A 25,520-nucleotide genomic window follows, 5' to 3' on the forward strand; every position below is an offset into this window, starting at 1 on the left:
CCGACCCAAGACGGACCCGCGGTCAGACCGTATTGGCCGACCAGAAGGCCTGGCGGATGGCGGGAGATGCCGCCAGGATGGCCGCCACGCGGTCCAGGTCCTTGTCTTCGATGGCGGCCTCGGCCAGCGTAGCTTCGATTTCCACATCGCTGTCGCCGAACTGATCGATGCTCAGTTCCGAGAGCGGCAATTGCTCTGCCTGCAGCACTTCCTCGAGCCGGGCCAGCGCCTGCTGTTGCTGGCCTGCTCCCGTGATGAGATGGATGACAGTGTTGACCTCGGTGTGCTGCGGCTCGACGGGTTGGCGGTTGACGTAGCTGACCACCGGGCGCAGCAGGGTATTGGCCGCCAGGACGAACAATGCAGCGGCGACGGCCTCCAGCATCATCGACGCGCCGGCGCAGCGGCGCAGCGGCGCAGGCGCCGATGGCGGCCGAGCCCCACAAGGTGGCGGCCGTGTTCAGGCCGCGGATGCTGCCCCCTTCGCGCATGATGGCGCCCGCACCCAGAAAGCCCACGCCCGAGACCACATAAGAGATCACCCGTGCGCCACCGTCCGGGCCGGCGATGCGAAACGCCAGATCCACGAAAATGGCCGCGCCTACCGCTACCAGGACATTAGTGCGCAGTCCGGCGGTACGCTGCCGGACCTGGCGCTCGAAACCGACCAGCGCCCCGAGCAGAAAGGCCGTGGCCAGGCTGACGAGCGTATTGGCCAACGGCAGCCATTGGATATTTTCGAAGTTTTTCATGATGGGCTTGGGCATACCTCGGCCTGGAGGGCCATCCGCCATTGTCCTGCTCTCGCGTGAAAGAGGCGTTACATGGGCAGGCGGACAGGGCTGCGGCGAGTCCGGCAGCGCAGCCTGCCGTGCATGAGCGGCAGGCAGGAATGCGTCGGCCGAGTGTTCAACGCCCGGCGATTATAGGAGAGATGGCTAAGCCCGCTCTGGCCAGGCAGCTCGCCTGACCAGAGCGCGGCAGGGGGCCTTAGTAGCGCACGGTGTACGCCAGACCAAACGTGCGGCCGCGGCCGTTGAACTGCAGCGAGTCTGCTGTCATCAAGCCGGCGTAGAGAGTCTGCGCACGTTGGCTCCAGACGGTCTGATAGCGGCGGTCGAAGAGGTTTCGAATGCCTACGCTGATGGTGCCGTACTTGTCGAGATCGTAACCGCCGAACAAGTCAAAGGTGAGATAGCCCTTGAGGCGATTGCCATCGGCATCGCTGAGGTCGAAATTGCGGTTGGCCTGCAAGCGCATGGACGCAGGACCCGAGTGCCAGGCCCCGTAGATCGAAGCCTTGGACGGACTGGCCAAGGTGACGGTCTGCCTGGCCCAACCGCCATTGGCCTGTTGTTGCTCAGACCGGCTCGCCAGCCAGTTCACGCCCGCGCTCCAACGCGTGTTGAAGTTGTAGTTCAACTGGCCCTCGATGCCATAGTTGCGCACCTTGCGGTCCTGCAGGCCGACTGACAGCGTGATGGGCTGGATGGCCAGGGCTTTGTCGGACCATGCATAGAACGCGGCAGTTTGCAGTTGCCAATCGCCATAGTCGCCGCGCCAGCCCACCTCGACCTGACGGGTCTTGATATTGGCGAGCTCCGAGCCGTCGATCGTCACGGCGCTCAGGAGATTCCAGGTGTTGCCCTGCAGCCGGTAACTGCCATTGCCATAGTATTTGGCGACGTCCACCAACTCGAAGCCTTCGGAGTAGTTGATCCAGGTCTGCTGGCGCGCATCCACCTTCCAGAGCAAGCCTGCATTAAACAACGTGGTGTCGTAGGCGTTGTCACCGCCAGGAATAGCCTGGGCCTGAGTTCCCAGCCCGTTTTGCATGAGGACCTGTTGGGGCACGGGCACGAAGTCGCTCAATTTGACCTTGTTGCGCTGTTGCCGCACGCCGCCGCTTAGCGTCAGGCTGTCGGTCAGACGCCAGTCGCCTTGCGCGAAGGCAGCCCAGGTGTCGGCGGTATAGCTGGGGTAGCGCTGCAAGGTCGCCAGATTATCGAAGTCTAGTCCGCCCGAGGCCAGAGCGCGGTTCCAATCGAAGTTGGCCGTATCGCCGTTGAATTTCTCGCGCGAAAACTCCAGCCCGTAGGTGACTTTGAAGGCTTCCCAGTTTTTGCTCAGTGCGGTCTTCAAACCCCGGGTATCCGTGTTCTGTTGCGACGCACCATAGTAGAAGCCTCGGCGGCAGCTGGCCGCGGTCGGGCACGTGCCGTCGTTGTACGTGAACTGGTTGGGGAAGGGGTAGAAGTCCAGTTTTTCGCGGCGCCAATAGGCCTGCGCGAACAGATCCTGACCGCCCAGCAGGTCGCGGGCGCTGTAGTTGTGAAGATTCAATAGGTTGTATGCATGGTTCATCCGAACCGGATTTGAGAAACTGGAAATCGCCAACCCCCCAGTTCACTCAAGGAGCCCGGCCGGATGAACACCCATAAGCATGCCCGATTGACCTTCCTACGTCGACTCGAAATGGTCCAGCAATTGATCGCCCATCAAGTTTGTGTGCCTGAAGCGGCCCGCGCCTATGGGGTCACCGCGCCGACTGTGCGCAAATGGCTGGGCCGCTTCCTGGCTCAGGGCCAGGCGGGCTTGGCCGATGCGTCCTCGCGCCCGACGGTCTCGCCCCGAGCGATTGCGCCGGCCAAGGCGCTGGCTATCGTGGAGCTGCGCCGCAAGCGGCTGACCCAAGTGCGCATCGCCCAGGCGCTGGGCGTGTCAGCCAGCACCGTCAGCCGCGTCCTGGCCCGCGCCGGTCTGTCGCACCTGGCCGACCTGGAGCCGGCCGAGCCGGTGGTGCGCTACGAGCATCAGGCCCCCGGCGATCTGCTGCACATCGACATCAAGAAGCTGGGACGTATCCAGCGCCCTGGCCACCGGGTCACGGGCAACCGACGCGATACCGTTGAGGGGGCCGGCTGGGACTTCGTCTTCGTGGCCATCGATGACCACGCCCGCGTGGCCTTCACCGACATCCACCCCGACGAGCGCTTCCCCAGCGCCGTCCAGTTCCTCAAGGACGCAGTGGCCTACTACCAGCGCCTGGGCGTGACCATCCAGCGCTTGCTCACCGACAATGGCTCGGCCTTTCGCAGCCGCGCCTTCGCCGCGCTGTGCCATGAGCTGGGCATCAAGCACCGCTTTACCCGACCTTACCGCCCACAGACCAATGGCAAGGCCGAACGCTTCATCCAGTCGGCCTTGCGTGAGTGGGCTTACGCTCACACCTACCAGAACTCCCAACACCGAACCGATGCCATGAAATCCTGGCTACACCACTACAACTGGCATCGACCCCACCAAGGCATCGGGCGCGCTGTACCCATCTCCAGACTCAACCTGGACGAATACAACCTATTGACAGTTCACATGTAGTCGGCCATGAGCATGGCGCGCTCGGTCGACGGTTTGACGTCGGACTCAAATCCGTTGCGGATACCAAGCAGATCCGGATTGGCCGGACCCGCCAGAGGGAGGGCCCCCTGGAGGTTTTTGCCGAGATACAGCGCTTTGCCCGGGTGAAACTCAGAGTGGTAGAACTGCCCAAGCAACTTCAGGGACTGCTTGTCATCCAGTTTGATGTCCAGGGTGCCGGACAGATCGAGCGCGCGGTTGTATTGCAGGTCGGTCTGGGTGATGTCGGGAGTGACCTGTTTGCCGCTGGCGTCGTAGGCGGCTCCGTTCTGCGCGTAAGCCAGCGCCAGCCGGCCGAAGACCTGGTCGGTACCGCCTTCGACAGACTGCGCCACACGCCAATCGACATCCTCCGAACCCGAGAAACCGCTGCGTCCAGCGACTTCGCTGGTGAAGGTCGCCGGGCCCGGTGCGCCGCGCTTGGTCACGATGTTGATGATGCCGCCCGTGGCTCCGCCACCATACACCGAACTGGCGCCGGACAACACTTCGATACGCTCGATATTGAAGGGCGATATCGAGTCGAACTGACGGCTGATGTTGCGCATGGAATTGAGCGACACGCCATCGATCATGATCTGGGCACTGCGCCCGCGCATATTCTGCGAGTAGTTGGTGCGGCTTTGCGAACCCAGGTCCAGGCTGGGGACCAGATTGCCCAATACTTCGGGCAGCGTGGCTCCGCCTTGCGCCTGCTGTTCGATCTGCTCACGGGTCAAATACCATACCGTGCGCGGAAGTTCACTGATGCTGGTGGGCGCGTAGCCGGCGACGACGACGACGTTCTCCAGCGTCTGTGCAGTGGGTGCACCCGCCTCGACCAGCACGGCAGACGGGCCGGTGAAGCGCCAGTTCAGGCCGCTGCCGGCAAGCAGGCGATCGAGCGCCTGTGTGGCCGTGTATCGGCCGGCCAGGGGCGCGCCGCGTTTGTCCTGCGTCAGCGCCGCGGGAAACGAGATCTGCAACTGGTACTGGCGGCCGAGCGCGAGCAATGCCGAATCCAGGGCTTGTGCCTGCAGCTCCACGGCCTGGGGCGTTTCGGATTGGGCGTGGGAGACCGCATGGGTCAGGCTCAGGGCGACGGCCAACGCGAGCGGGCGCAGACGATTCTTCAACAATGAGGGTAGGGGCTTCATAGGGGTTCCTTGCGAGGTCTTTCCGTATAGACGCGTCCCAGGGACGCCGACCCTACCCCTTGCGCTGATTTTTTTAGCTTCAGGGGCGGGAAATCCACGCCCAGTTTCCTAGCCGCTTGACCTTGGCTCCGGCAGCTCGCGCCAGCGTATCGAGCGCTTGCGGATGCTGCACGGTTACCAGCGAACTGATCCGCAGCTCGCGTAGCCCAGTGCTGATCCAGACGCGCATCCCCGTATAGCGTGAGAGCTGATCGACGGCATCTTGTAGTGTCACGTCGCGCAGCAGCAGTAGGCCTTCCGTCCACGCCTGATCGGAGGCGGCATCAAAACGCGTTTCCTGCATCCCGTTTTGACCCGCCTGCACGCGCTGGCCGGGGGCGAGCACAGCGGGCGGCGTGCCCGGCCCGCACGGCAAACACTCGACCCGCACATGGCTCTCGAGCACGGAGACGACCGTTTCGTCGGCGTGCGTGCGATCGACCTCATAGCGCGTGCCGAGTGCGGTCGATCGGGCTTGCGGGGTAAGCACCACAAAGGGGCGTGCAGCGTCAGGCGCCACGGTAAAGAGGGCGCGGCCGCGCAACAATTGAATCTGTCGCTGTTGGGGCCGGAAATCCAGTTCGATCGCGGCTCCGGCATCGAGCACGACCTCGCTGCCGTCAGGCAGACGGGCAGTCTGCACCTGGCCATTGCTGTTGGCGATGACGTTGGCCGGCGGCTCGCTCTGCCGGGAGACCAGCAAGCCGGCCACCAGCGTGGCACAGACGAGCGCGGCCAGCGCACGCCGGCGCTGCGCGCCACGCACATTGCGGCGCAAAGTTGGCCCATCGACGTGGTTCATCTGCTGCCACAATTCAGCGATGCTGTCATAACAGGAAGCGTGCTCGTCGCGCGCCCGATACCACTTCTCGAAAGAAGGGTCGGGCAGGGCGGCCGGCGCCACGCCGTTGCGGCGGACAACCCATTGGGCGGCACGGCGTTCGATGCTCGCATCCATGTCAGGCCTGCGCCATCGCCAGGCGGCATGCCAGCAGCACACGGGTCATGTGTTTTTCTATGGTCTTGAGGCTCACGCCCAGGGCTTGGGCGATGTCCGCATAGCTTTGCCCGTCTATTTTGTGCAACAGGAATATCTGCCGTGTGCGTAACGGCTGGGCCAGGATGGCGGCCTCCAGCCGTGCAATGACCTGCCGCAAGGCGGCGATCTCGGCCGTATCCGGACTGGTGGCGCCAGGGAGCTGGAACTGCGCGTAGCGCTCGATATTGCGGTTTTCCGCCGTTTGCCGCCGTTGCATGTCGATGGCCAGATTAGCGGCCACCTGAAACACATAAGCCCGGACATTGCTTATGGGTGCGCTCACGGCCTGCATGCCCGCCAGTTTGAGCCAGGTTTCCTGGGCGCAATCCTGCGCGGAATCACGCGAGCCGGTGCGGCGGGACAGGAAATCGACCAGCTCGCGGTAATGCGTGGCGACTGTGTCGGCAAGCTTCATGGCATGGGCGGCGGTTGTCGTTGGGATCGCGAATTATAATGAGAAACGTTGTTATCGCGAGTAAAAACGCCCGCTTTCATCGTCGGGGGACCTGCCCGACATCAAAGCAAAGCGTTTTCCTGCTTCCTGCCAGGGTGGCAGCCTACAGCTTGAATAAATTGCGCAGGGGCTCGCCGCGGGCCAGCCGCCTGATGTTATCCAGAAAAATACCGCGCACGCGGTCGGCGTTGCCGCTGGAAAACGCGGCGCTGTGAGGGGTAACGATGACGTTGTCTAGATCCCACAGCGCAGAGTCCGCGGGCAGGGGTTCCTGCTGAAACACGTCCAGAAATGCGCCTGCCAGTCGGGCGCTGGAGAGACGCTCGATGAGTGCGGTTTCATCGACCACATGCCCGCGCGCCACATTGATCAGCATGGCGTGCGCTGGCAGCAGCGCCAGAGCCTCGCGGTTGATCAGGTTCTGGGTCCGCGCCGTCAGCGGACAGGCCAGGATCAGCCAATCGGCCCCGGGCAGGGCTTCGGCCACCCGGTCATAGGGCAGGCTGCGCTCGGCCTCGGCCACCGGGGTGTCGGAGTTGCGCAAGACCGTCAGGCTCATCCCCAAGGCTTTGAGGCTGGCCCCGATACGCTGGCCGATGCCGCCCCAACCCACGATGACCGCATGCTGGCCAGCCAGGTCGCGGGGCTCGCGTTCGTCCAGCGTTTGCCAGGGATGCTCGCGCTGCTGCCGGGCAAGCAGCGGTAGCTTGCGAGCCAGCGACAGCAGACCGGCTAGGGCCGTTTGCGCCACGACGGCATCGCTGGCGCCTTGCGAGGTCGTCACGCTCACGCCGCGGGCGGCCAGATCCAGATAGATCTGGCGGTCGGCGCCCGCCGAGTGCACATGCACCCAGCGCAGGCGGGTATTGCGTCGCAGCGCGTCGTAGTAAACGGCCGTCTCGGGTTCGACCCGGAACTTGGTCGACTTGCCCGTGATGTCGCGCGAGATGAAGGCAATGTCGAAGGCCTGCTCAGGTTGCTGCAGGCGCCAAGCGAACGGCGCTTGAGCCAGGGCTTGGGTCAGAGGCGCGCGCTCCGCCTTGGAGCAGAGGATGCGCAGCAGGGAGTCAGTTGGTTGGAGCATCGAATTTTTTGACCAGAATGGCCCACTTATCGTATTCGCTCCTGATGAAGGAGGCGAACGCTTCCGGGGAGCCGCCCTGCGGTTCAGCGCCTTCTTGCAACATCTGAGCGCCGAGCGCGGGCAAGGCAGCGTTGACCTGTTCGTTGATGGTGTTCACGACTTCAGGCGGCGTACCTTTGGGACCGAAGAAACCAAACCAGGATCCGGCGTCGAAACCGGGGTAACCGGATTCGGCCACGGTGGGCAGCTCGGGCAGGGTCGAGGAGCGTTTGAGGGTACTGACGGCCAAGGGGCGCAGCTTGCCGGCGCGGATCTGCCCGATGACCGACGGGATAGTGGCAAACATGAAGTCGAGCCGTCCTGCCAGCAAGTCATTCAGGGCGTCGGCCCCTTTGTACGGAATATGGACGGCCTGCGCGCCAAGCTGATCCATCAGCATGTAGCTCGACAGATGCGAAGACGTTCCGACGCCGGTGGAGCCGTAGTTCAGCGGTTCCTTGCGGGTTTTGGCATAAAGAAGAAAGCTTTTGATGTCCTTGGCAGGAGAGGACGGCGGCACCACCAGCACGTTGGGCACGGTGGCGATCTGCACCATGGGCACCAGATCGCTCAAGGGGTCGTAACTCAGCTTCATCAAGGATGGGTTCACGGCTATTGGCCCGACCGAGTTGACAATCAGCGTATAGCCATTGGGGTCGGCGCGAACTGACCTGCTCCCCGTGATTAGTACGAAATCGATGTAGAGTCCGTTCCCAAAGGAATGGCAATGAAGAAACGATTTACGGAAGAGCAAATCATCGGCGTGCTCAAGGAAGCCGATGCAGGTGCCAAGCCCGCAGAGTTGTGCCGCAAGCACGGAATCTCCGAGGCAACGTACTACAACTGGAAGGCGAAGTTCGGTGGCATGACGGTGTCGGACGCTCAGAGGCTCAAGGAGCTGGAGCAGGAGAACAACAAGCTCAAGAAGCTGTTGGCCGAGTCGATGCTGGACAAGGCGGCGCTTCAGGATCTGCTAAGCCGAAAGTAGTCAGCCCGCAGGCCAAACGCGAGGCGGTCAGGACATTAATGACCGAGCGCAGCATGGGTGTTACCCGGGCCTGTGGGCTGGTAGGAATTTCGCGGTCGCTGTTTGCCTACGAGAGCACACGCTCAGGCGATGCTGCGCTGACCGAGCGCATGAAAGAGATGGCAGTGGAGAAACGACGCTACGGCTATCGGAGGATCCATGTGCTCTTACGTCGCGAAGGCTGGCAAGCAAATCACAAGCGAATCTGGCGGCTGTACAGTCTGGCAGGGTTAAGCGTGCGAAAACGAAAGCGTAAGCGAATCGCGGCGACCGAGCGCGTGGTTCGCCCAGCGGCAATCGCGCCGAATCAGAGTTGGTCAATGGACTTTGTGGCCGACGGCCTAGCCTATGGCCGCCGATTCCGCTGTTTGACTATCGTCGATGACTACACTCGCGAATGCCTGGCCATCGAGGTCGATACGTCGTTGCCGGGACTGCGTGTTGCCATGGTGCTGCAACGGCTGGCGGAGATGCGTGGCCTGCCGCGATCTATTACCGTGGACAACGGGCCAGAGTTCGCCGGAAGAGCCTTGGACGCCTGGGGGCCTACCAAGCAGGCGTAAAGCTGTCGTTTATTCGGCCGGGTAAGCCGGTGGAGAACGCTTATATCGAAAGTTTCAACGGCAAGTTCCGCGACGAATGCCTTAACGAGCACTGGTTCTTGTCCCTGCGACAGGCTAAAAGCTTGATCGAAAACTGGCGAGTCGAGTACAACACCGATCGGCCTCACAGCGCGCTCGGATATTTAACGCCGGCGCAATTCGTGCAGGCTCATCAGAAAGAAGGTCTTTTACCCCTGGGCTCTATGTCGGTGCCGTACTAAATCTGGGGGCAGGTCACGGCCCATCGCAAGAGTGTGATATATGTCACGTCTTATTTTGCACACAGGGGCGGGTAGGTGGGCGCGACGCGTGAAAGTCGATCGGTCTGGTACGGTGACAGGCGCTATGAGTTCCTGTCGATAGAGCAGGCGATGGGATTCGTCAGGTTTCTGGACCAGGGCAAGGACCTGGATCATGCCTGCCGCATCTGGAGACCCAAGCGCATTTACGCCGGCGTCGGCGCCTGTGGCGAGCGCCCCGCGGCCGACGGGCAGGCTGCCTGACGCCGCTTCAGCCGTGGCCGATGATCGGACGCAGGAATTGCTCCAGCCCGGTCAGCATGATCTGCACGCCCACGCACAGCAGCAGGAACGCCGATACCCGGGTGACGATGCGGGTGCCGTCCGCGCCCAGGTAGCGCGCCAGCGTGGCGGCTACCGCCATGGTGATCAGGACCGACGCCAGGCTGGCCAGCAGGAAGTCGCGCAATTCGTTGGTGCGGTTGGCGCTCAGGGCGATGGTCGCCGCGACCGTGCCCGGGCCGGTGGTCAGGGGCATGGTGAGCGGGAGGAACACCATCTCGCGCGCCATGCTGGGCGTGATCTGCTGCAGCGCCTGGGCCTGCGGGTGCGGCTCCGGGGCGTTGAGCATGGCCCAGCCGGACACGGCCACCGACAGGCCGCCCGCCACGCGCAGCGCCTCCAGCGAAATGCCGAACAAGTGCAGGATGTAGGCGCCGATGAAAAACGTCACCAGCAGCAGGAACATCGCGTTGAGCGCCACACTGTAGGCCAGCCGGGCGCGTTCCTCGGGCGTGAGCGTGGCGGTCTTGTTCAGGAAGACGAAGGCCAGGCCCAGCGGGTTGATGATGCTGATGAGCGTCGTGTAGCCAAACAGGATCTCCGACACGAAATTACCCATGTTCTTCCTCGCGGCCATCGGGGCGCAGCCAGTGTCCGCGCTTTTGCGCCGCTACGCAAGCCGGCGCCGGCCACGCAGCATTGCCAGGGGGGGCTGCCTTCACGGTGGCGGACGCGCCCATCGCCTGGGACCATGGCGTGACGGCCAATCCGTCGGTGGCGTTCTGAGGCCAAACCCGAAAGAAAAACCCCGCAGACGCTCGGTTCTACAGGGGTTTCCTGGGTATTTCGGCAGCCCTGATCTGGTCACCGATCCACTATCGCGGGTCGGGCCCTCCAGGCTGGCCGGACCACTTCAATACTGCGCCCGCAAGTTGAGCATTACATTGCGTGGCGCACCCCACCAACCCTGGCTGTAGAAGCCGATCTGATCGTAGTACTTTTTGTCGAACAGATTGTTCACGTTCAGTGTTGCCGACAGTTTTTTGTTAAAGTCGAAGCGCGCCATGAGGCTCACGAGTGCGTAGCTGTCCTGTTCGACTTCGACATTGCCGCGCGGACTGGCTGCGGCCTGGTACATGCGACTTTGCCAGTCAACGCCGCCGCCCACGGTAAGCCGGTGCAGGGCGCCCGGCAGGCGGTACGTGGTGTAGAGCTTGAACAGGCTGCGCGGATGATTGGTGTTGATGGGGTTGCCGCTGGCGTCCTTGATGGTGAAGTGTGTATAGCTGGCGCCGATGTTCCAGTCGGGCAGGATCTGGCCGCTGGCCTCCAGGTCTATCCCCTCGACCTTGGCGCCGGAGGCGGCACGTGAGGCCTGCATGTTCGGAAAGCCCGGAATGGATGAGCCCGGGATGACCTGGGCCAGGTTATCCTGCCGCGTCTGAAAGAGCGCGGCGGAGGTATTGAGCCGTCCCTCCAGATAGGCTGCCTTCAGACCCAGCTCATAGCTCTTGCCTTTGATGGGAGGAAGAATGCCGCCGCTGGTGTCGCGCGCGTTCTGCGGCTGGAAGATCTCCGTATAGCTGGCGTACGCCGTGTAGGTGTCGTTGATGTCGTAGGTCAGACCGGCATAGGGGGTGAACTGATTCTTGATCCTGTATTCGCGGCGCGAGCCAAAATACATCTGTTTGGTTTTCCAGTCGCTCCAACGGTCGCCCACGATGAGGTGCAGGGGTTCGGCTAGTGCAAACCGGCCGACCAGATAGGCGCCGGTCTGCTTGGTGCGCACGTCGTCGGCGGGCGACAGCGTGTCGGCCCAGCTGGGCTCTTGGATGTGGGCGCGGCGCCAGTCGAAGAAGCTGCCGATGGCTGGGGCCGGTCCGACCATTGCGTATCGCTGGATGTCGCTATGGTTGTCGATGCTCATCCAGCCCAGGGCAACTTCGTGGCGCAGGCCGAAGGCCTCGAAAGGAGCGGACAAGGAAAAATGGATGTCATCCCGATCGAGGTTGCCGTCATAGTTGGAAAATGCAGGGGGGGCAGCGATGATGCCAGTATGGCGATCGGGGTAGCCGCCCCGGTACACATGTTTCATGAGATAGCGGCCATCAGTGTGGCTATAGGCCGCGCGCAGCTTCCAGTCATTGGTGAAGCGGTGCGTGAGGTCCACGAAATAGGTGGTGGCTTCGGTATCCTGCCGGGCCCAGGGAGCGTTGTTGGCCACCGAGCGGTTGAAATCGGTGCGCGAACCGTCGCTATAGAACAGCGGAAAGCCGCTGCCAAACCCATTGCTGTGGTTGTGCTGGTACTCCACGCTGGTCGTCAGCACCGTATCCGGCGTCAGATCGGCGCTGACCACGCCATAGAATGTGCGCCGGCGCGTATCTAAAAAGTGCACATAGCTGTCGCCCTGACTGTAGGCGGCCACCAAGCGTGACCGTATTCTGCCGTCTTCCGTGATGGGCACGGAGATGTCGGCATCGCCGCGCACATAGTCCCAGCTGCCGACACTCGCATTGAACGTAGCCGCGAACTCACGCAAGGGACGCTTGCGCACGAAGTTCACGGCGGCTGAAGGATTGCCCGAGCCTGTCATCAGGCCTGTGGCGCCACGTACGATTTCCACGTGATCGTAGATGGCGGCGTCCATATCGGTCGAACCATAGTTCCATTGGCTCAGGATGGGCGATACCAGGCCGTCAAACTGGAAGTTGTCGATGGTGAAGCCGCGGGCCGAGAATGAATAGCGGTTGCTGTCGCTGCGCGTGACGGAAATCCCTGGCGCGGTCGCCAGGATGGCGCCGGTGTCGGTGAGGCCCTGATCCTCGATCTGCTGTCGGGTGACCACACTGACGGATTGTGGTGTTTCGCGTGGCGAGAGTGTCAGGCCCGTGGCCGTGCTCATGGCCTCGGTTGTGTAGGCGTTTGTACCCTCGGTGAGGTCGGAAATCTCACGACCCGTGACGCTTATGGCGGGCAACTGAGCGATATCGTTCCCCGTTCGCGCTTCCTGGGCCAGGGCGTGCTGGGTAAAGAGTGCGCCAAGCAGGTGCAGAACGTGGGCAAAGAAACGCAAACGGCGCGAATGCGCCGGGGAGAAGTGAGCGGGATCTGGCATGGGGACAGATGCAAGACGGCAAGAAATTAAAGGGAATAGGAATTATCTTTTTTGTAATCGGACGGTTGTATCGGCGATGACGGAGTACGTATGGAAAACGCCGAAGATGTTCAGCGTGCCTGGACCTTGGTCGATATTCTCGATAAATGCTGCAACCACGCCCAGGCCAGCGCGCTTGCCGTCACGCAGGCCAGCATGGCCAGGGCCAGGACCGAGGGCTGCCCATAGGTCAGCGGTACGCCCCAGCCGCTGGCTATCGAAAAGGCCAGCATCTGCATGAAACCCAGCACCGAGGCCCCTGTGCCGGAGAGCGCGGGCACAGACTCCAGGATGTGCAACGTCATGGCAGGCACCGACATGGCTAATCCGCAGGTGAATAAAGCGGGGGGCAGCACCACCCAGGGCAGTGCCGGCGACAAGGCGGTCCAAAAATAGATGGCGTAGGCGAGGCAACTACCGTTCATGAGCAGATAGGCCAGTCCGATGATCCGTGTATCGCGCCAACGTCCGGCATGCCGCGCCGCGATCGCGGCCCCGGTCATCGCGCCGGCCACCAGAGGGACGAATAGATAGGCAAAGTTGGTTTCGGGCAGATCGAGCACATTGGCGATGAAATCCGGCGCCGCACCGATCAGCAGGCCCTGTGCGGCGAAGACCAGGCTGAACGCCAGGCCGGGCGCGGTGAAATTTCCATTGCGCAACACCTCACGATAGCCCGCGGCCAGACCCCGCAAGGAGAGCGTTTGGCGCTTGGCGGGCGCGAGCGTTTCTGGTAGGCGCCAGGCGCATAGGGTCAGGGCAGTGGCGGCCAGAAGCCCCAACATGAAGAAGATCGAACGCCAACCATGATGGACGGCCAATTGACCTCCGATGACGGGCGCGAGCGCGGGCGATAGATTGAACACCAGGATCAGATAAGACATGCTGCGTTGTGCCGCTGCGCCCTGATAGCAATCGCGGATGATGGCCTGTCCTACCACGACCCCGGCGCCGGCGGACAGTCCCTGCAGGGCCCGGGCCGCCAGCAGCCAGCCAAAACCGGGTGCGGCCGTGGCAAGCAGGGCGCCCCAAACATAGAAGCCCAGGGCGCCCAGCACAACGCGACGCCTGCCCAGAGAGTCAGACAGTGTTCCGTGCAGCAAGAGCATCGCCGCATAGCAGAACATGTATACGCCGAGCGTGAGTTGCACGGTTTCCTGGGGTACGCCGAACTCGCGTTGCAGCGCGCCGAAGGCTGGCAGGTAGGCGTCGATGCTGGCGGGTGCGACGCAGGACAGCAGCCCCAGCATTACCATCATGAGCGAATATGAGGGGGCCGACGCGGCGCGGCTCATGGCGGCTCCATGGACAAGGCCGCCCGGAGCGGGCAGCGGCCTTCCATGATGATCCAGCTGGTAACAGGAATGGGATGGTCAATGCCGCAATGTCAATGCCTGCCGCCGCAAGGCACCAGCCGCTAACCGAGTTGACTGGGCGCGACGCCGTAGCGTTCGCGAAACGCCGTGGCGAAATTGGTCGCGTGGCGGTAGCCGACGAAGTGCGCCGCCTGCTGTACGCTCCAACCCCGAGCCAATTGTTCGCGGGCAACCTCCAGGCGGCGTTCGCGCAGCCAGCTGAATACCGAACGGTGATACACGGCATGGAACTTTGCACGCAGCGTGCTTGGACTCATGCAGGCCAGTCGCGCCAGGTCATCCAGAGTATGGTCTTCGCCGGGCGCCTCGTGCAGGCGCTCGCGCACCCTCTCCAGAAGCTGGCGATCCCGCTGGGTCAGGCCGCGGTGGGTCACAGGGGCGTGTTGCAGCGCAGCCAAGGCGTGGGCCAGCAGTTGCGTGCCCACGCCTTCACGCACCATATTGCGTAGAGGTTGATCCCAGTCGCATTCCAGCAGATGCTCAATGGATAGCAGCAAATGGTGCGGCACCGGCCAGCGGCGCAGCCTGGGCGCCGAGGACTGCATGAGTTTCCATATGATTTCGCTGGTGTACTCATCGTCGGCCGCTTCAGGGGCCGTCACGGAGAGATTGACGCTGCGCAGACGCTGGCCGGCCGGATGAACGCCCGTCATGGCGACGGTATCGCCATATAGCGCATTGAGGCCGCTCTGAGCGGCCAGGCGCACGTCGTCCTGCTTGTCCAGCCGAGCCCGGGCCTGGCCCTGGAGCACAACGATGGCTGAAAAGCGCGGCGTCATGACGGACGTCGATTCGTAATGATGATACACATGCACGTCGGAGACGATCAGGGTGATGCCGGGGCGGATCTCACATTCCTCCACACGGCCCTCGGCGATGCAAAGGTTCTCAATGCCGGCGCCCCCGCCTTCCTGGCCGGGCAAGCGGTAATTGAAGCCGACCGACCCGCCCATGCGGTTGAAGTCCGAGACCGTGAATCGGGTGCGGGGCGGTGGGGGGAGCGTCGGTTGCGTCATTGGCGTTGCCGGAGGAGGCCTGGTCCGCATGAGCTGTTAATGATAATGCAATTCATTCGCTTTTATTTCATGAGCGAAATGGCATGGGCCGTTGGGTCGATGCGACATGCGGCGCGGCGCTGTCACCAAGCTGCTCTCCCATGTTGCTCAGGTACCACTCATGGAAATGCAACATGCCGTCTTCCATGGGTGATTGATAGGGGCCGCTGTCGGAAACGCCGCGGCGCAGCAGCGCCAGGCGTCCGGCGTCCATGCGCTCACCGATTTCATCGTCTTCGACCGCCGTCTCCATGTAGGCAGCGCGTTGGGCCTGTACGAAATCACGCTCGAACAGCGCAATTTCCTCCGGATAGTAGAACTCCGCGATGTTCAAAGTCTCTTGCGGCCCCTTGGGATAGAGCGTCGAGAGCACCAGCACATGCGGGTAGAGCTCAATCATGTGGGTGGGGAAGTAGGTTACCCAGATGGCTCCGAAATCCGGGGTCCTCCCGCCCCGGTAGCGCATGAGATTGTCATGCCAGCCGCGATAGACCTCGGTACCGGGTTGTTCCAGTGAGTCGTGCACGCCCACCTTCTGGAGACTGTATTGCGCGCCGAACTCCCAGGACAGGTCGGCGCAGGTGACAAAGCGTCCAAGGCCCGGATGGAAAGGGCCCACGTGATAGTCCTCCAGATAGACTTCGATGAAAGTCTTCCAGTTGTAATTGCATCGATGTACTTCGACGTGGTCCAGCACATAGTCGGAGAAATCGAATTCGGGTCGGCGGAAAAGCACGTCGAGGTCTTTCAATGGATCGCGTGGGCCTTCGAACAGTAGCCCATGGCAGTTATGCAGGGGGAAGCGCGACAGATTCAGGCAGGGCGTACTGGGAAAGTGGGGGGCGCCTAGAATCCGGCCCTGGCCGTCGTAAGTCCAGCGGTGCAACGGGCAGACGATGTTGCCTCCCGTGACTGACAGATTGCCCTTCATGGCCTCGCCGCCTGCAATCGGGCCTAGCATGACGGCCTGGCGATGGCGGCAGACATTCGACAGCAGTGCCACTTCATTTCCATTGCGCACGAGGATGCGACTGCCGTCGTCCTGCGGCAAGCGACGCCAGTCGCCCGGCTCGGGCACGCTCTTCTCATGCCCGACATATAACGCAGATTGTCGGAACAGGATTTCCTGTTCTCGCACGAAGAGGGCTTCATCAAAATAGGCCCGTGCGTGCAGAGGGCTGAGCGCTTGCTGCAACTGCGCCAGGCTGGCGATATCCGTCATGTCCGGCTCCTTACTCAGGCTGCCGCCTCGTCCGCCTCGATGCGCGCGATACGCTCGGCGGGGGGCAATTTGGGGCAAGTACTGCAATAGTCGCCGTCGTGGCGGCGGAAATGGTGGCAGCAGACCTGGCGGTCAAGCGCCAGGACGGGCCGGCCGGCGCGCGCATAAACCAGATAGCCGCTGTGGCCGGCGATTCCCAGGCGATCCAGCCAGTCGGCCGCCTGCTCATGCGCCCAGGCCACGGTGGCCTTGTCCTCATTGGCACGGGCGGCTAGCAGAGCGGATAGCACGCAGTCCGCCTGCATGCACGCCGCGGCGCGCGGGCTCAGGCGCAACAGTTGAGAGAGCTCCCGAAAATAGGTCGCGCAGATCCGGCGTAGCTGAGCGGCAACTGCCTGCTTGCGCTGTTCCAGACAACCGCGTAACGGCTCGTGGCGTTCGAGAATGTAGCCCGCGATGAAACCATCGCGCACCGGCTGGCCGAGGCGATCCAGATCCGGAGCAATGTCGCTGCAATGCACCGCGATTACACCCAGGTAAATCGGCTGCCAGATCAGCAGGCCCCAGCAACGTAGCGCCAGATAATGCGAGCCGGCTTCGGGATGGCGCAGGCGCCACCAGTCTTGCAGCGTCCGCAGCGTAGCCCGATTGTCGGCGCCCGGCCGGATATCGCCGGAGACCGGACCGATGCGTCCATCGAGCCCGGGCACCAGGGAACCAGCCAGGGCGAGCAGAGCATCCAGGTCCGAGCAGGCGGTCCGATTGATGTCTTGGGCCACGCCGGCGCCGGTCTGGGCGGCAATGTCCCAGCTCATGCGGCCGTCAGCGTCTGCAGGGCTTCGCCGCTACCCAGCCACGACGGACGGAAGCAGGCGATAGGGTTGGGCAGATTGGGGGCCATTTGGAAACTGCCAATGGGATCGGCCAGGTTGACCATCTGCAGATTGTTGGCCAATTGCAGGCGGTTCAGGCACGAATGGATCATGTCGGGCGCAAACAAGTCGTAGCGCCGATACTTGTCGAGCCGTTGCGGATGCGCTTGCTGATAAGCGGCGATGCGCCCAGCCACTAGCCGCCAGAAATCATGTTCCGGCATCAGTTCCGTCTCAACCAGGATCTGGGTCAGATGGCGGAAATAGCCCTCGAAGACATCCACGAAAATCGTCAGCAGCTTATAGGCCTCCGGCACATCGGCGGCCAGGCGCTGAGCCGCCTGCGGAAGCCTGACCTGCGGATTGAGGATGGAAGACTCTTCCGCGATGTCCTTCATGAAGGCGCGCACAGGTACGCCATCCTGGATGACGAGAATCACGTTTTCACCGTGCGGCATGAAAACCAGGTCATGAGCATAGAAACAATGGATCAGTGGAGTCAGATAAGCGTCCATATAGCGCTCCAGCCAAGTCCCTGCATCCAGTCCTGAAGCCTGTATCAATTCGGGAAGCAAAGCCCGGCCTTGTGGGTCCACATGCAGCAGCGCAGCCATGGTCATGAGATTTTGTCCGGGAGCGATCAGCGTCAGGGGGTTCTCGCGCCAAAGCGCCGAGAACATCTTCTTGTACGGTGTGTCCGTATCGATGGCGGCTTCGTAGTAGTAGTTGCGAAAGCCCATCGAGGCGACTTCGCGCAGAATTCTGAAACCATTGGCGCGCAGCCACGGATCGGCCGATATCAGGTCATGGATGTATTCGTTGATGGCTGGCGTACCTGCCATGTAGTAGGGTGACAGGCCGCGCATGAATCCCATGTTGAGAATGGACAGCGAGGTCTTCACATAACGCTTGCCGGGTCGGCTGATGTTGAAAAAGGTACGGATGGACTGCTGAGCGAGGTATTGCTCCTCGCCGTACCCCAGGCAGACGATTTTGCGCTGGGCGACGTAGGGGGCAAAAGCCAGGGACAGCTTGTTGAACCATTGCCATGGGTGGGCGGGCATGAAGTAGTAGTCCGCGGGATGCAGGCCCTGCTCGCGCAGTCGGGCGGCGAAATCGGTTACAGCGGACTCACCCAACTCCTCGCTCATTAGGCTGTCGTAGTCCATGTCGGACAAGCAGGAAAAATGCGCGTTGTCCTTGTGAACCGCCAGCCACATCAAGCGCACCGGCGTGGCAGCTTCGGGCGCGTAGCCATGGTAATCCTCGGCATCAAAGCCAAGGCGGCCATTGTTGGCCACGAAGCTGGGGTGGCCCTCGATCATCGATGTTTCTATGGTCTGGTAGTCGGCTCGTGCCAATGCCGCGGCGCCAAGCGTCGTCCGGCCATGTTTATAGGCGCTGCCGTGTAGAGTGCTGGTGATTTCGTCCATATAGATGGGCAGACGGTCCACCGGCAAGCCGAGTTTGTCCCGGATCTCTATCACGAACTGCAGGGCATCCAGCGGCGCCGGAACCCCGGCCACGGTCTTTACGATGGATTCAGGCGGAATACGCCAATGGCGCATGGCCATGACCTGAGCGTCAAAGTCATATTGCGCGCCGTCAGCCAGTGTCAGGCGAAAGCGTTCAAATCCCGGCGTTTCGCCCGGACCGAGTCGCTGAGGTTCGAGCAGCCACTCATGTGCATATTCGGATATCGCCTTGCGCACCAGCAGGCGATTGACCTTGTTCCAGATTTCCGGCTGCAGATGAGCAACGATCTCGGCGGGATGAGGAGGGGTGGTGCGGCTCATTGCGTCAACTCCTGGCGTTGGGCTTGCTCGAATTGGGCGCGCGTGCAGAAGGCAAGACTTGCCGTCTTTTCCCGAAAGCGCGCCAGCCCGGCATAGACGAAGCCCATGGATAGATTCAATGCATGGATCTTGGTGTTGTTCACGTCGGGTTCCACGACGACACGGGCCGCATGGAGGCGGTCGAACATGAAGCGCATGACGAGCGCGAACACCGCACGGCTGAAACCGGGAATGTGCTCGGTCGGGGGGGCGATGAGAAGATGCATGCCCAGGTCGCCTGGGCGCACGCAGTAGTGCTCGCCGACTTGGTCGCGAGCCGGGTCATAGCATTCCACCAGAAAGGCCGCACGGCCATGGTGCAGGCCCAGCCAGGCTCCGGCGTGTCCACTGGAGCACAACGCAGTGTAGAAGTCGCGCACCTGGTGCACGCTAGAGTCTTGCATGGACCAGAAGCGGGCATAGTCCATGGAAAACCATTGCTGCAGCTGGGCTGCGTCCGCCTCGGGGTCGAGCGAACGTAACGCCAATCCCTTGCCTTCGTCATAGTGGGAGCGGGTTTTTTGGTCGATCACGTCCAGGAACGTTGCCATCATCGTCATCATCGCGCTTCCTTGGCAGCCTCAGAGTGTGGCGCGGTGGATGTCCATCAAGGGTCGGGCTGCAACCGTGGGCCTCCGTTCGGCTCGCCGGGCCGGACGGTGCTTGAGCACGCCGTCTGCTGGTGGAGAGAACTCCTGCAAGGCGGTTCGTGTCTCGATGCGGTAATGTTCCGTGCCGGTCAGTTCACGCAGGATCTGTGAGTTGCGATAGCAGCAGAAGCCCAGATCCGGATTCGTCACTCCATGGCTGAGCAAACCGGTGTTCTGCACGAAGATCTCGCTGCCCTCGTGGTCAATGGCGTAATTACGTCCGATGCGATAGCTACCGTCGGCATTCCAGGCAATTCGGTCGTGAATGGGATTGATGCAGGCCGGGATCTCATGAGAATAGCCTGTGGCCAGGACCAGTCCGTCGGTGGCGTGGCTAAAAGGGCGGTCGCAATCGAGATGCTGAAAGTCCAGCTGAAAGCGTTCCTGCAGCGGGTCGTAGCGGCAGGCGCGTAGTTCGGAGTTGGTCAGAAGCGTATAGCGGTTGTCGCCATCATGGACCTTCTCGTCGAGAAGATCGTAGATCTGGTTGATCAGCGAGGCATTGATGCCTTTGTACAGGCTGTTCTGTTGAGTCAGGATCTCCTGGCGGCGTGCCTCGGGCAGATCATGGAAATATTCGGTGTAGTCCGGCGATATCAGCTCCAGCGTGAGTTTTGTGTTCTCCATCTGGAAAAAGCGCGGAGAGCGAGTGATCCAGGCCAGACTGTAATCATGTCGCCCGCTCTCACGGAGCAGATCATGGAACACTTCGGCCGCGCTTTGTCCGCTGCCCACTATGGTGATTGACGCGCGGCCCTGGAGTTCGTATTTATGGCGCAGATAGTCCGCGCTATGGATGAAGGGCGCGGCACGTCGATCGCAGCACGCTGGCAGATAGGGCTGGGAACCAAGACCCAGGACCAGCTTGCGGCAGCGGAACATGAACCGCTGGCCGGACATGGTGTGTTGGCCGGTGACGAGATAGCTGTGGCTTTCGGGATCGTGCAGTACGCCCTGTACATCGCAGCCGAAACGCAGGTTCGGCAAGCGTGCAGCTACCCATTGGCAATAGCGGGTGTACTCGGCGCGGCTCAGGTAATGGTTCTCGCGCATGTAGTAGGAATAAATGCGGTTGGTGAGTTTGCAATAGTTCAGATAGCTATATTCGCTGCGTGGGTCGGCCAAACTGACCAGATCGGCGAGAAAAGGGTTTTGCAGAGTGGACGTCTCGATCAGCATGCCTGGATGCCAATCAAAGCCGGATTTCTTGTCCAGGAAGAGCGTGCGCACGCCTCGCAAGGGCGCAGACAGGCTCGCCAGGCTGAGATTGAAAGGTCCGATACCGATAGCCACGAAGTCATAGATTTCACGATTCATGTTGGATTCGCCTTTGCTGTGTCTGTCCCGTATGCCGCCTTGCCGAAGCACTGAAAGAGGCTGTGCGAAGAAAGCCTGTCCTTCAGCCGGTTTGAGAATGCGGTTGATGCTGTGTGGGCTTATTCATTGTCTTATTAATGAGAATAATTATAACTTCTATTCTCATGTCTGTTGTGCGAAAAACTCTAGCAAATTGAAATTCTGCGCGACAGACGCTCGCCCACTTTCCGGCAGGATGCATATGCATGGTGGCGGCCGACATAGGGGGGGCGGTCCACAGGCGTGGGTTTCGCCGGTCGGGGCCGCATGAGTCGCCCTCTCCTTGATTCACAAGGCGTTTGTCGAGGGGCATGGGACCAAGAAAAAATTCCCTGACGGATCAGGGGCTTGCAATGTCTGGCGGAGAGGGTGGGATTCGAACCCACGATACGCCTAAACGTATACCGGATTTCGAGTCCGGCGCATTCGACCACTCTGCCACCTCTCCGGGGTGTGCTGTCTTGCCTGTGTTCTTGCTGTCTGCCGCATGGACCGTGGTCATGGCCCTGGGCAATCTCCCCGCCGGCATTTCGCGCGGGATCCAGCAAAGCCAGCTATTCTACCTGAAAATTTTCGGCCATGCCAGGATTGCGGCAAGATTTTGCTCGGCGCCGATGCCGGATTTCGCGCAGCCCGGGTTTTTGTCAGAATTGCCGCAATATTGCCGCCACCTCCAAGCCCCGCGCCATGGAACTGCTCACCATTTTGCTGATCGCCGCCGTCCTGTGCGTGCCCCTGGCGCAGCGCCTGGGCCTGGGCGCCATCCCCGGCTACCTGCTGGCGGGCGGGGTGATCGGGCCGTCCGGGCTGGGGCTGGTCACCGACGTGCCGGACATCATGCGCGTCTCGGAATGGGGCGTGGTGATGATGCTGTTCGTGATCGGCCTGGAGCTGGCGCCCAAGCGACTGTGGGCGATGCGCCGCGAAGTGTTCGGCGCCGGCACCTTGCAGATGGTCGTCTGCGGCGCGTTGCTGGGCGCGGTGTTCGGCGCCGGGCTGCGCCACCTGGCCGGCATGGGCTGGCAGGCGGCCATCCTGTGCGGCCTGTCGCTGGCCCTGTCCTCGACCGCGGTGGCGCTGCGCCTGCTGGAGGAGCGCGGCCTGGTGCGCACGCCGTTGGGCCGCTCGGCCCTGGGGGTGTTGCTGCTGCAGGATATGGCGGCCATCCCGATGCTGGTGGCGGCCGGCCTGCTGGGTTCGGATGGCGATTCCGCGCCGTCGTTCGAGGCGGCCCTGGTGGCGGTGGTGGTGGTGCTGGCGTGCTAGCGCCTGCGGCTGCTGGACTGGGCGGCGCGTTCGCAGCTGCATGAGCTGTTCACTGCCGCCACGCTGCTGGTCGTGCTGGGCACGGCGCAACTGTTCGATTACGCGGGCCTGTCGGCCGGCCTGGGCGGTTTCCTGGTCGGCATGCTGCTGGCCGAGTCGCGCCATCGCAATGAGCTGGAGCACACGATCGAGCCGTTCAAGGGGCTGTTGCTGGGCCTGTTCTTCCTGGCCGTGGGCATGTCGGTCAATGTGGAGGAGGCGCTGGATTACTGGCCGTATGTGCTGGCCGGGGTCGTGGCGCTGCTGTCGCTCAAGGCGCTGGTGCTCTACGGCATCGCGCGCCTGATGGGGCTGCCGCACTATCATCGCCTGCTGTACGCGCTGGTGCTGGCGCAGGGCGGCGAATTCAGCTTCGTGATTTTCAACGAGGCCTGGGACAATCATTTGATGTCGCTGGAGCAGCGCGACCTGCTGGCCATCGTGGTGGCGATTTCCATGGGCGAGGTGCCGATCGTCATCCGGCTGCTGGAGCGCCTGCCGGGCCGCTACGGCGGTATCGGCGACATGGCGGTCACGCCGGTCGGATTCGCCGGTTCGCCGCCGCCCCAATCCGCCGCGGACAACGAGGAGCGGTCCGGCCCGGGCTGACCGCGCCCGGTCACGGATCCGTGCCATCATTGCCGGCGGCGGACGGCTACACTTGAGGCCGTCCCGCCCACTCCACAGGAGAACAGTCATGCTCAAAGGAAAAGTTGCAGTCGTCACCGGTTCCACCAGCGGCATCGGCCTGGGGATCGCCAGCGCGCTGGCGCAGCAGGGCGCCGACATCGTGCTCAACGGATTCGGCGACGCGGCGGACATCGAGAAATTGCGGGCCGGGCTGGCCAGCCAGTACGGCGTGCAGGTGCGCTATGACGGCGCCGACCTGTCCAAGGGCGAGGCGGTGCGGCAACTGGTGTCCGGCGCCGTCGCCGAGCTGGGCCGCATCGATATCCTGGTCAACAACGCGGGCATCCAGCACACCGCCTTGATCGAGGACTTTCCCGCCGACAAGTGGGACGCCATCATCGCGCTGAATCTCTCGGCGGTATTCCATGGCACGGCCGCGGCGCTGCCCCACATGAAGAAGCAGGGCTGGGGGCGCATCATCAACATCGCCTCGGCCCATGGCCTGGTGGCCTCGGCCGCGAAGTCCGCCTACGTGGCCGCCAAGCACGGCGTGGTCGGCCTGACCAAGGTCACCGCGCTGGAGACGGCCGGCATGGGCATCACCGCCAACGCCATCTGCCCCGGCTGGGTGCGCACGCCGTTGGTGGAAAAGCAGATCACCGCCCTGGCGGCCAAGGACGGCGTCGACCAGGAAAGCGCCGCGCGCGAACTGCTCGGCGAGAAGCAGCCGTCGCTGCAGTTCGTCACGCCCGAGCAACTGGGCGGCACGGCCGTGTTCCTGGCCTCGGAGGCCGCGGCCCAGATCACCGGCACCACCATTTCCGTCGACGGCGGCTGGACAGCCCGCTAGTTGTGAAGATTCAATAGGTTGTATGCATGGTTCATCCGAACCGGATTTGAGAAACTGGAAATCGCCAACCCCCCAGTTCACTCAAGGAGCCCGGCCGGATGAACACCCATAAGCATGCCCGATTGACCTTCCTACGTCGACTCGAAATGGTCCAGCAATTGATCGCCCATCAAGTTTGTGTACCTGAAGCGGCCCGCGCCTATGGGGTCACCGCGCCGACTGTGCGCAAATGGCTGGGCCGCTTCCTGGCTCAGGGCCAGGCGGGCTTGGCCGATGCGTCCTCGCGCCCGACGGTCTCGCCCCGAGCGATTGCGCCGGCCAAGGCGCTGGCTATCGTGGAGCTGCGCCGCAAGCGGCTGACCCAAGCGCGCATCGCCCAGGCGCTGGGCGTGTCAGCCAGCACCGTCAGCCGCGTCCTGGCCCGCGCCGGTCTGTCGCACCTGGCCGACCTGGAGCCGGCCGAGCCGGTGGTGCGCTACGAGCATCAGGCCCCCGGCGATCTGCTGCACATCGACATCAAGAAGCTGGGACGTATCCAGCGCCCTGGCCACCGGGTCACGGGCAACCGACGCGATACCGTTGAGGGGGCCGGCTGGGACTTCGTCTTCGTGGCCATCGATGACCACGCCCGCGTGGCCTTCACCGACATCCACCCCGACGAGCGCTTCCCCAGCGCCGTCCAGTTCCTCAAGGACGCAGTGGCCTACTACCAGCGCCTGGGCGTGACCATCCAGCGCTTGCTCACCGACAATGGCTCGGCCTTTCGCAGCCGCGCCTTCGCCGCGCTGTGCCATGAGCTGGGCATCAAGCACCGCTTTACCCGACCTTACCGCCCACAGACCAATGGCAAGGCCGAACGCTTCATCCAGTCGGCCTTGCGTGAGTGGGCTTACGCTCACACCTACCAGAACTCCCAACACCGAGCCGATGCCATGAAATCCTGGCTACACCACTACAACTGGCATCGACCCCACCAAGGCATCGGGCGCGCTGTACCCATCTCCAGACTCAACCTGGACGAATACAACCTATTGACAGTTCACACCTAGTCTCGTTCAAATCCAAGGAAACCCTCATGTTGTTCCTGTTGTCTCCCGCCAAGAAGCTGGACTACGACTCTCCCGTTCACGTCGAAACGCACACGCAGCCACTGTTCGTCGACCAGGCCGCGGCGCTGATCAAGGTGCTCAAGACCAAGTCCGCCGACGAAATCGCCGAGCTGATGAGCCTGAGCCCGGCGCTGGCCGAGCTGAACGCGGGCCGCTACGGCGCCTGGAAGCGCAGCTTCACGCAGGCCAATTCGCGCCAGGCCGTCCTGGCGTTCAATGGCGACGTCTACGAAGGGCTGCAGGCCGACACGCTGTCGGCCCGCCAGCTCGATTGGGCGCAGGACCATGTCGTGATCCTCAGCGGCCTGTACGGGGCGCTGCGCCCGCTGGACCTGATGCAGCCGTACCGCCTTGAAATGGGCACCCGCCTGCACACGCCCAAGGGCAAGAACCTGTACGAGTACTGGGGCAGCGGCATCGCCGAGTATCTGAACGAACGCCAGGCGGGCGCGAAAGCGCCGGTCATCGTCAACCTGGCCTCCGAAGAGTATTTCAAGGTCGTCGACCTCAAGACGCTGAAGGCGCGCGTGGTGCAGTGCGTCTTCCAGGACTGGAAGAACGGCGCCTGGAAGGTGATCAGCTTCCATGCCAAGCGCGCGCGCGGCCTGATGGCGCGTTACGCCATCGCGCACAAGGTCGCCCGTCCGGAAGGCCTGCAGGGTTTCGATTCGGAAGGCTATGCCTACGACGCTGCCGCTTCCAGCGCCGACAAGCTGGTGTTCCGCCGCAAGCAGGCCTGACAGGA

19 protein-coding genes, 1 tRNA gene and 4 pseudogenes are annotated in these 25,520 nt (G+C 62.6%); 7 read left to right on the forward strand and 17 right to left on the reverse strand.

Annotation, left to right across the window (positions count from 1 at the left end; translation table 11 throughout):
- Positions 1-22: 22 nt before the first annotated feature.
- Together LK440_RS07645 and LK440_RS07650 are read right to left on the reverse strand one after the other, a co-directional pair.
- Positions 23-752 (reverse strand): annotated as a pseudogene (locus LK440_RS07645) (MgtC/SapB family protein).
- A gap of 238 nt (positions 753-990) precedes the next feature.
- Positions 991-2,364 carry a TonB-dependent receptor domain-containing protein gene (locus LK440_RS07650; RefSeq protein ID WP_005019415.1) on the reverse strand — a complete coding sequence of 458 codons (1,374 nt, stop codon included), beginning with the start codon at positions 2,362-2,364 and terminating at the stop codon, positions 991-993.
- Positions 2,365-2,427: 63 nt separating this feature from the next.
- Here LK440_RS07650 and LK440_RS07655 point away from each other — a divergent pair, with 63 nt between their 5' ends.
- Positions 2,428-3,378 carry an IS481-like element IS481 family transposase gene (locus tag LK440_RS07655; protein ID WP_005013764.1) on the forward strand — a complete coding sequence of 317 codons (951 nt, stop codon included), beginning with the start codon at positions 2,428-2,430 and terminating at the stop codon, positions 3,376-3,378.
- On the opposite strand, the gene LK440_RS07660 is transcribed toward LK440_RS07655, so the two are convergent.
- The 5 genes and pseudogenes from LK440_RS07660 to LK440_RS07680 form a co-directional block, all read right to left on the reverse strand.
- Positions 3,369-4,553, reverse strand: a complete 1,185-nt coding sequence (locus tag LK440_RS07660) for a TonB-dependent receptor plug domain-containing protein (protein WP_005013763.1) — start codon at positions 4,551-4,553, stop codon at positions 3,369-3,371. The genes LK440_RS07655 and LK440_RS07660 overlap by 10 nt on opposite strands.
- Positions 4,554-4,632: 79 nt before the next feature.
- The gene (locus LK440_RS07665; protein WP_005013762.1) at positions 4,633-5,550 is read right to left on the reverse strand and encodes a FecR family protein; all 918 of its coding nucleotides are present in this window, start codon (positions 5,548-5,550) and stop codon (positions 4,633-4,635) included.
- A gap of 1 nt (position 5,551) precedes the next feature.
- Positions 5,552-6,046, reverse strand: coding sequence for an RNA polymerase sigma factor (locus LK440_RS07670; RefSeq protein ID WP_005013761.1), 495 nt, complete (start codon positions 6,044-6,046; stop codon positions 5,552-5,554).
- 142 nt (positions 6,047-6,188) lie between these two features.
- On the reverse strand, positions 6,189-7,169 hold the full coding sequence (locus LK440_RS07675) for a D-2-hydroxyacid dehydrogenase (RefSeq protein ID WP_005013759.1): 981 nt from the start codon (positions 7,167-7,169) through the stop codon (positions 6,189-6,191).
- A pseudogene (locus tag LK440_RS07680) lies at positions 7,153-7,875 on the reverse strand (Bug family tripartite tricarboxylate transporter substrate binding protein); the annotation flags it as partial. The gene LK440_RS07675 and the pseudogene LK440_RS07680, both read right to left, overlap by 17 nt.
- Positions 7,876-7,935: 60 nt before the next feature.
- Between LK440_RS07680 and LK440_RS07685 the strand changes: the two are divergent.
- Positions 7,936-9,058 (forward strand): annotated as a pseudogene (locus LK440_RS07685) (IS3 family transposase).
- A gap of 150 nt (positions 9,059-9,208) precedes the next feature.
- A complete protein-coding gene (locus LK440_RS17865) occupies positions 9,209-9,340 on the forward strand; it encodes a hypothetical protein (RefSeq protein WP_019248680.1) in 132 nt (43 codons plus the stop codon).
- Between the two features lie 7 nt (positions 9,341-9,347).
- Here the strand turns inward: LK440_RS17865 and LK440_RS07690 are convergent, their stop codons facing one another.
- The 10 genes from LK440_RS07690 to LK440_RS07735 all read right to left on the reverse strand — a co-directional run bounded on the left by LK440_RS07690 (position 9,348) and on the right by LK440_RS07735 (position 21,329).
- Entirely contained in the window at positions 9,348-9,977 is a 630-nt protein-coding gene (locus tag LK440_RS07690) for a MarC family protein (RefSeq protein ID WP_005013757.1), read from the reverse strand.
- Between the two features lie 294 nt (positions 9,978-10,271).
- On the reverse strand, positions 10,272-12,476 hold the full coding sequence (gene fauA / locus LK440_RS07695) for a TonB-dependent alcaligin siderophore receptor FauA (RefSeq protein WP_005013756.1): 2,205 nt from the start codon (positions 12,474-12,476) through the stop codon (positions 10,272-10,274).
- Positions 12,477-12,586: 110 nt separating this feature from the next.
- Positions 12,587-13,810, reverse strand: coding sequence for an alcaligin export MFS transporter Bcr (bcr, locus tag LK440_RS07700; protein ID WP_005013755.1), 1,224 nt, complete (start codon positions 13,808-13,810; stop codon positions 12,587-12,589).
- Positions 13,811-13,932: 122 nt separating this feature from the next.
- Positions 13,933-14,907 (reverse strand): alcaligin siderophore biosynthesis transcriptional regulator AlcR, encoded by a 975-nt coding sequence (gene alcR, locus LK440_RS07705; protein ID WP_005013754.1) that lies wholly within the window; start codon positions 14,905-14,907, stop codon positions 13,933-13,935.
- 67 nt (positions 14,908-14,974) lie between these two features.
- Positions 14,975-16,168: an alcaligin biosynthesis hydroxylase AlcE gene (gene alcE, locus LK440_RS07710; RefSeq protein ID WP_005013753.1), complete on the reverse strand. Its 1,194-nt coding sequence runs from the start codon at positions 16,166-16,168 to the stop codon at positions 14,975-14,977.
- Positions 16,169-16,182: 14 nt separating this feature from the next.
- Positions 16,183-16,983: an alcaligin biosynthesis protein AlcD gene (gene alcD, locus LK440_RS07715; RefSeq protein ID WP_005013752.1), complete on the reverse strand. Its 801-nt coding sequence runs from the start codon at positions 16,981-16,983 to the stop codon at positions 16,183-16,185.
- Positions 16,980-18,836: an alcaligin biosynthesis protein AlcC gene (gene alcC / locus LK440_RS07720; protein WP_005013751.1), complete on the reverse strand. Its 1,857-nt coding sequence runs from the start codon at positions 18,834-18,836 to the stop codon at positions 16,980-16,982. Before alcC ends, alcD begins: the two co-directional genes overlap by 4 nt.
- Positions 18,833-19,438: an alcaligin biosynthesis acetyltransferase AlcB gene (alcB, locus tag LK440_RS07725; protein ID WP_005013750.1), complete on the reverse strand. Its 606-nt coding sequence runs from the start codon at positions 19,436-19,438 to the stop codon at positions 18,833-18,835. Before alcB ends, alcC begins: the two co-directional genes overlap by 4 nt.
- 18 nt (positions 19,439-19,456) lie before the next feature.
- Complete coding sequence (alcA, locus tag LK440_RS07730) at positions 19,457-20,842, reverse strand: alcaligin biosynthesis hydroxylase AlcA (protein WP_003814013.1); 1,386 nt, start codon at positions 20,840-20,842, stop codon at positions 19,457-19,459.
- Between the two features lie 397 nt (positions 20,843-21,239).
- A tRNA-Ser gene (locus LK440_RS07735) sits at positions 21,240-21,329 on the reverse strand.
- A 239-nt stretch (positions 21,330-21,568) separates the two neighbouring features.
- On the opposite strand from LK440_RS07735, the pseudogene LK440_RS07740 reads away from it, so the two are divergent.
- From LK440_RS07740 to yaaA, 4 genes and pseudogenes are all read left to right on the forward strand, one after another.
- A pseudogene (locus LK440_RS07740) lies at positions 21,569-22,795 on the forward strand (cation:proton antiporter domain-containing protein).
- An 88-nt stretch (positions 22,796-22,883) separates the two neighbouring features.
- Positions 22,884-23,666 (forward strand): 3-hydroxybutyrate dehydrogenase, encoded by a 783-nt coding sequence (locus LK440_RS07745; protein ID WP_003814011.1) that lies wholly within the window; start codon positions 22,884-22,886, stop codon positions 23,664-23,666.
- 98 nt (positions 23,667-23,764) lie between these two features.
- Complete coding sequence (locus LK440_RS07750) at positions 23,765-24,715, forward strand: IS481-like element IS481 family transposase (RefSeq protein WP_005013747.1); 951 nt, start codon at positions 23,765-23,767, stop codon at positions 24,713-24,715.
- A gap of 26 nt (positions 24,716-24,741) precedes the next feature.
- Complete coding sequence (yaaA, locus tag LK440_RS07755; protein ID WP_003814010.1) at positions 24,742-25,515, forward strand: peroxide stress protein YaaA; 774 nt, start codon at positions 24,742-24,744, stop codon at positions 25,513-25,515.
- Positions 25,516-25,520 lie beyond the last annotated feature (5 nt).

The organism is Bordetella holmesii, assembly GCF_020735985.1.
GTDB classification, from domain to species: Bacteria; Pseudomonadota; Gammaproteobacteria; order Burkholderiales; family Burkholderiaceae_B; genus Bordetella; species Bordetella holmesii.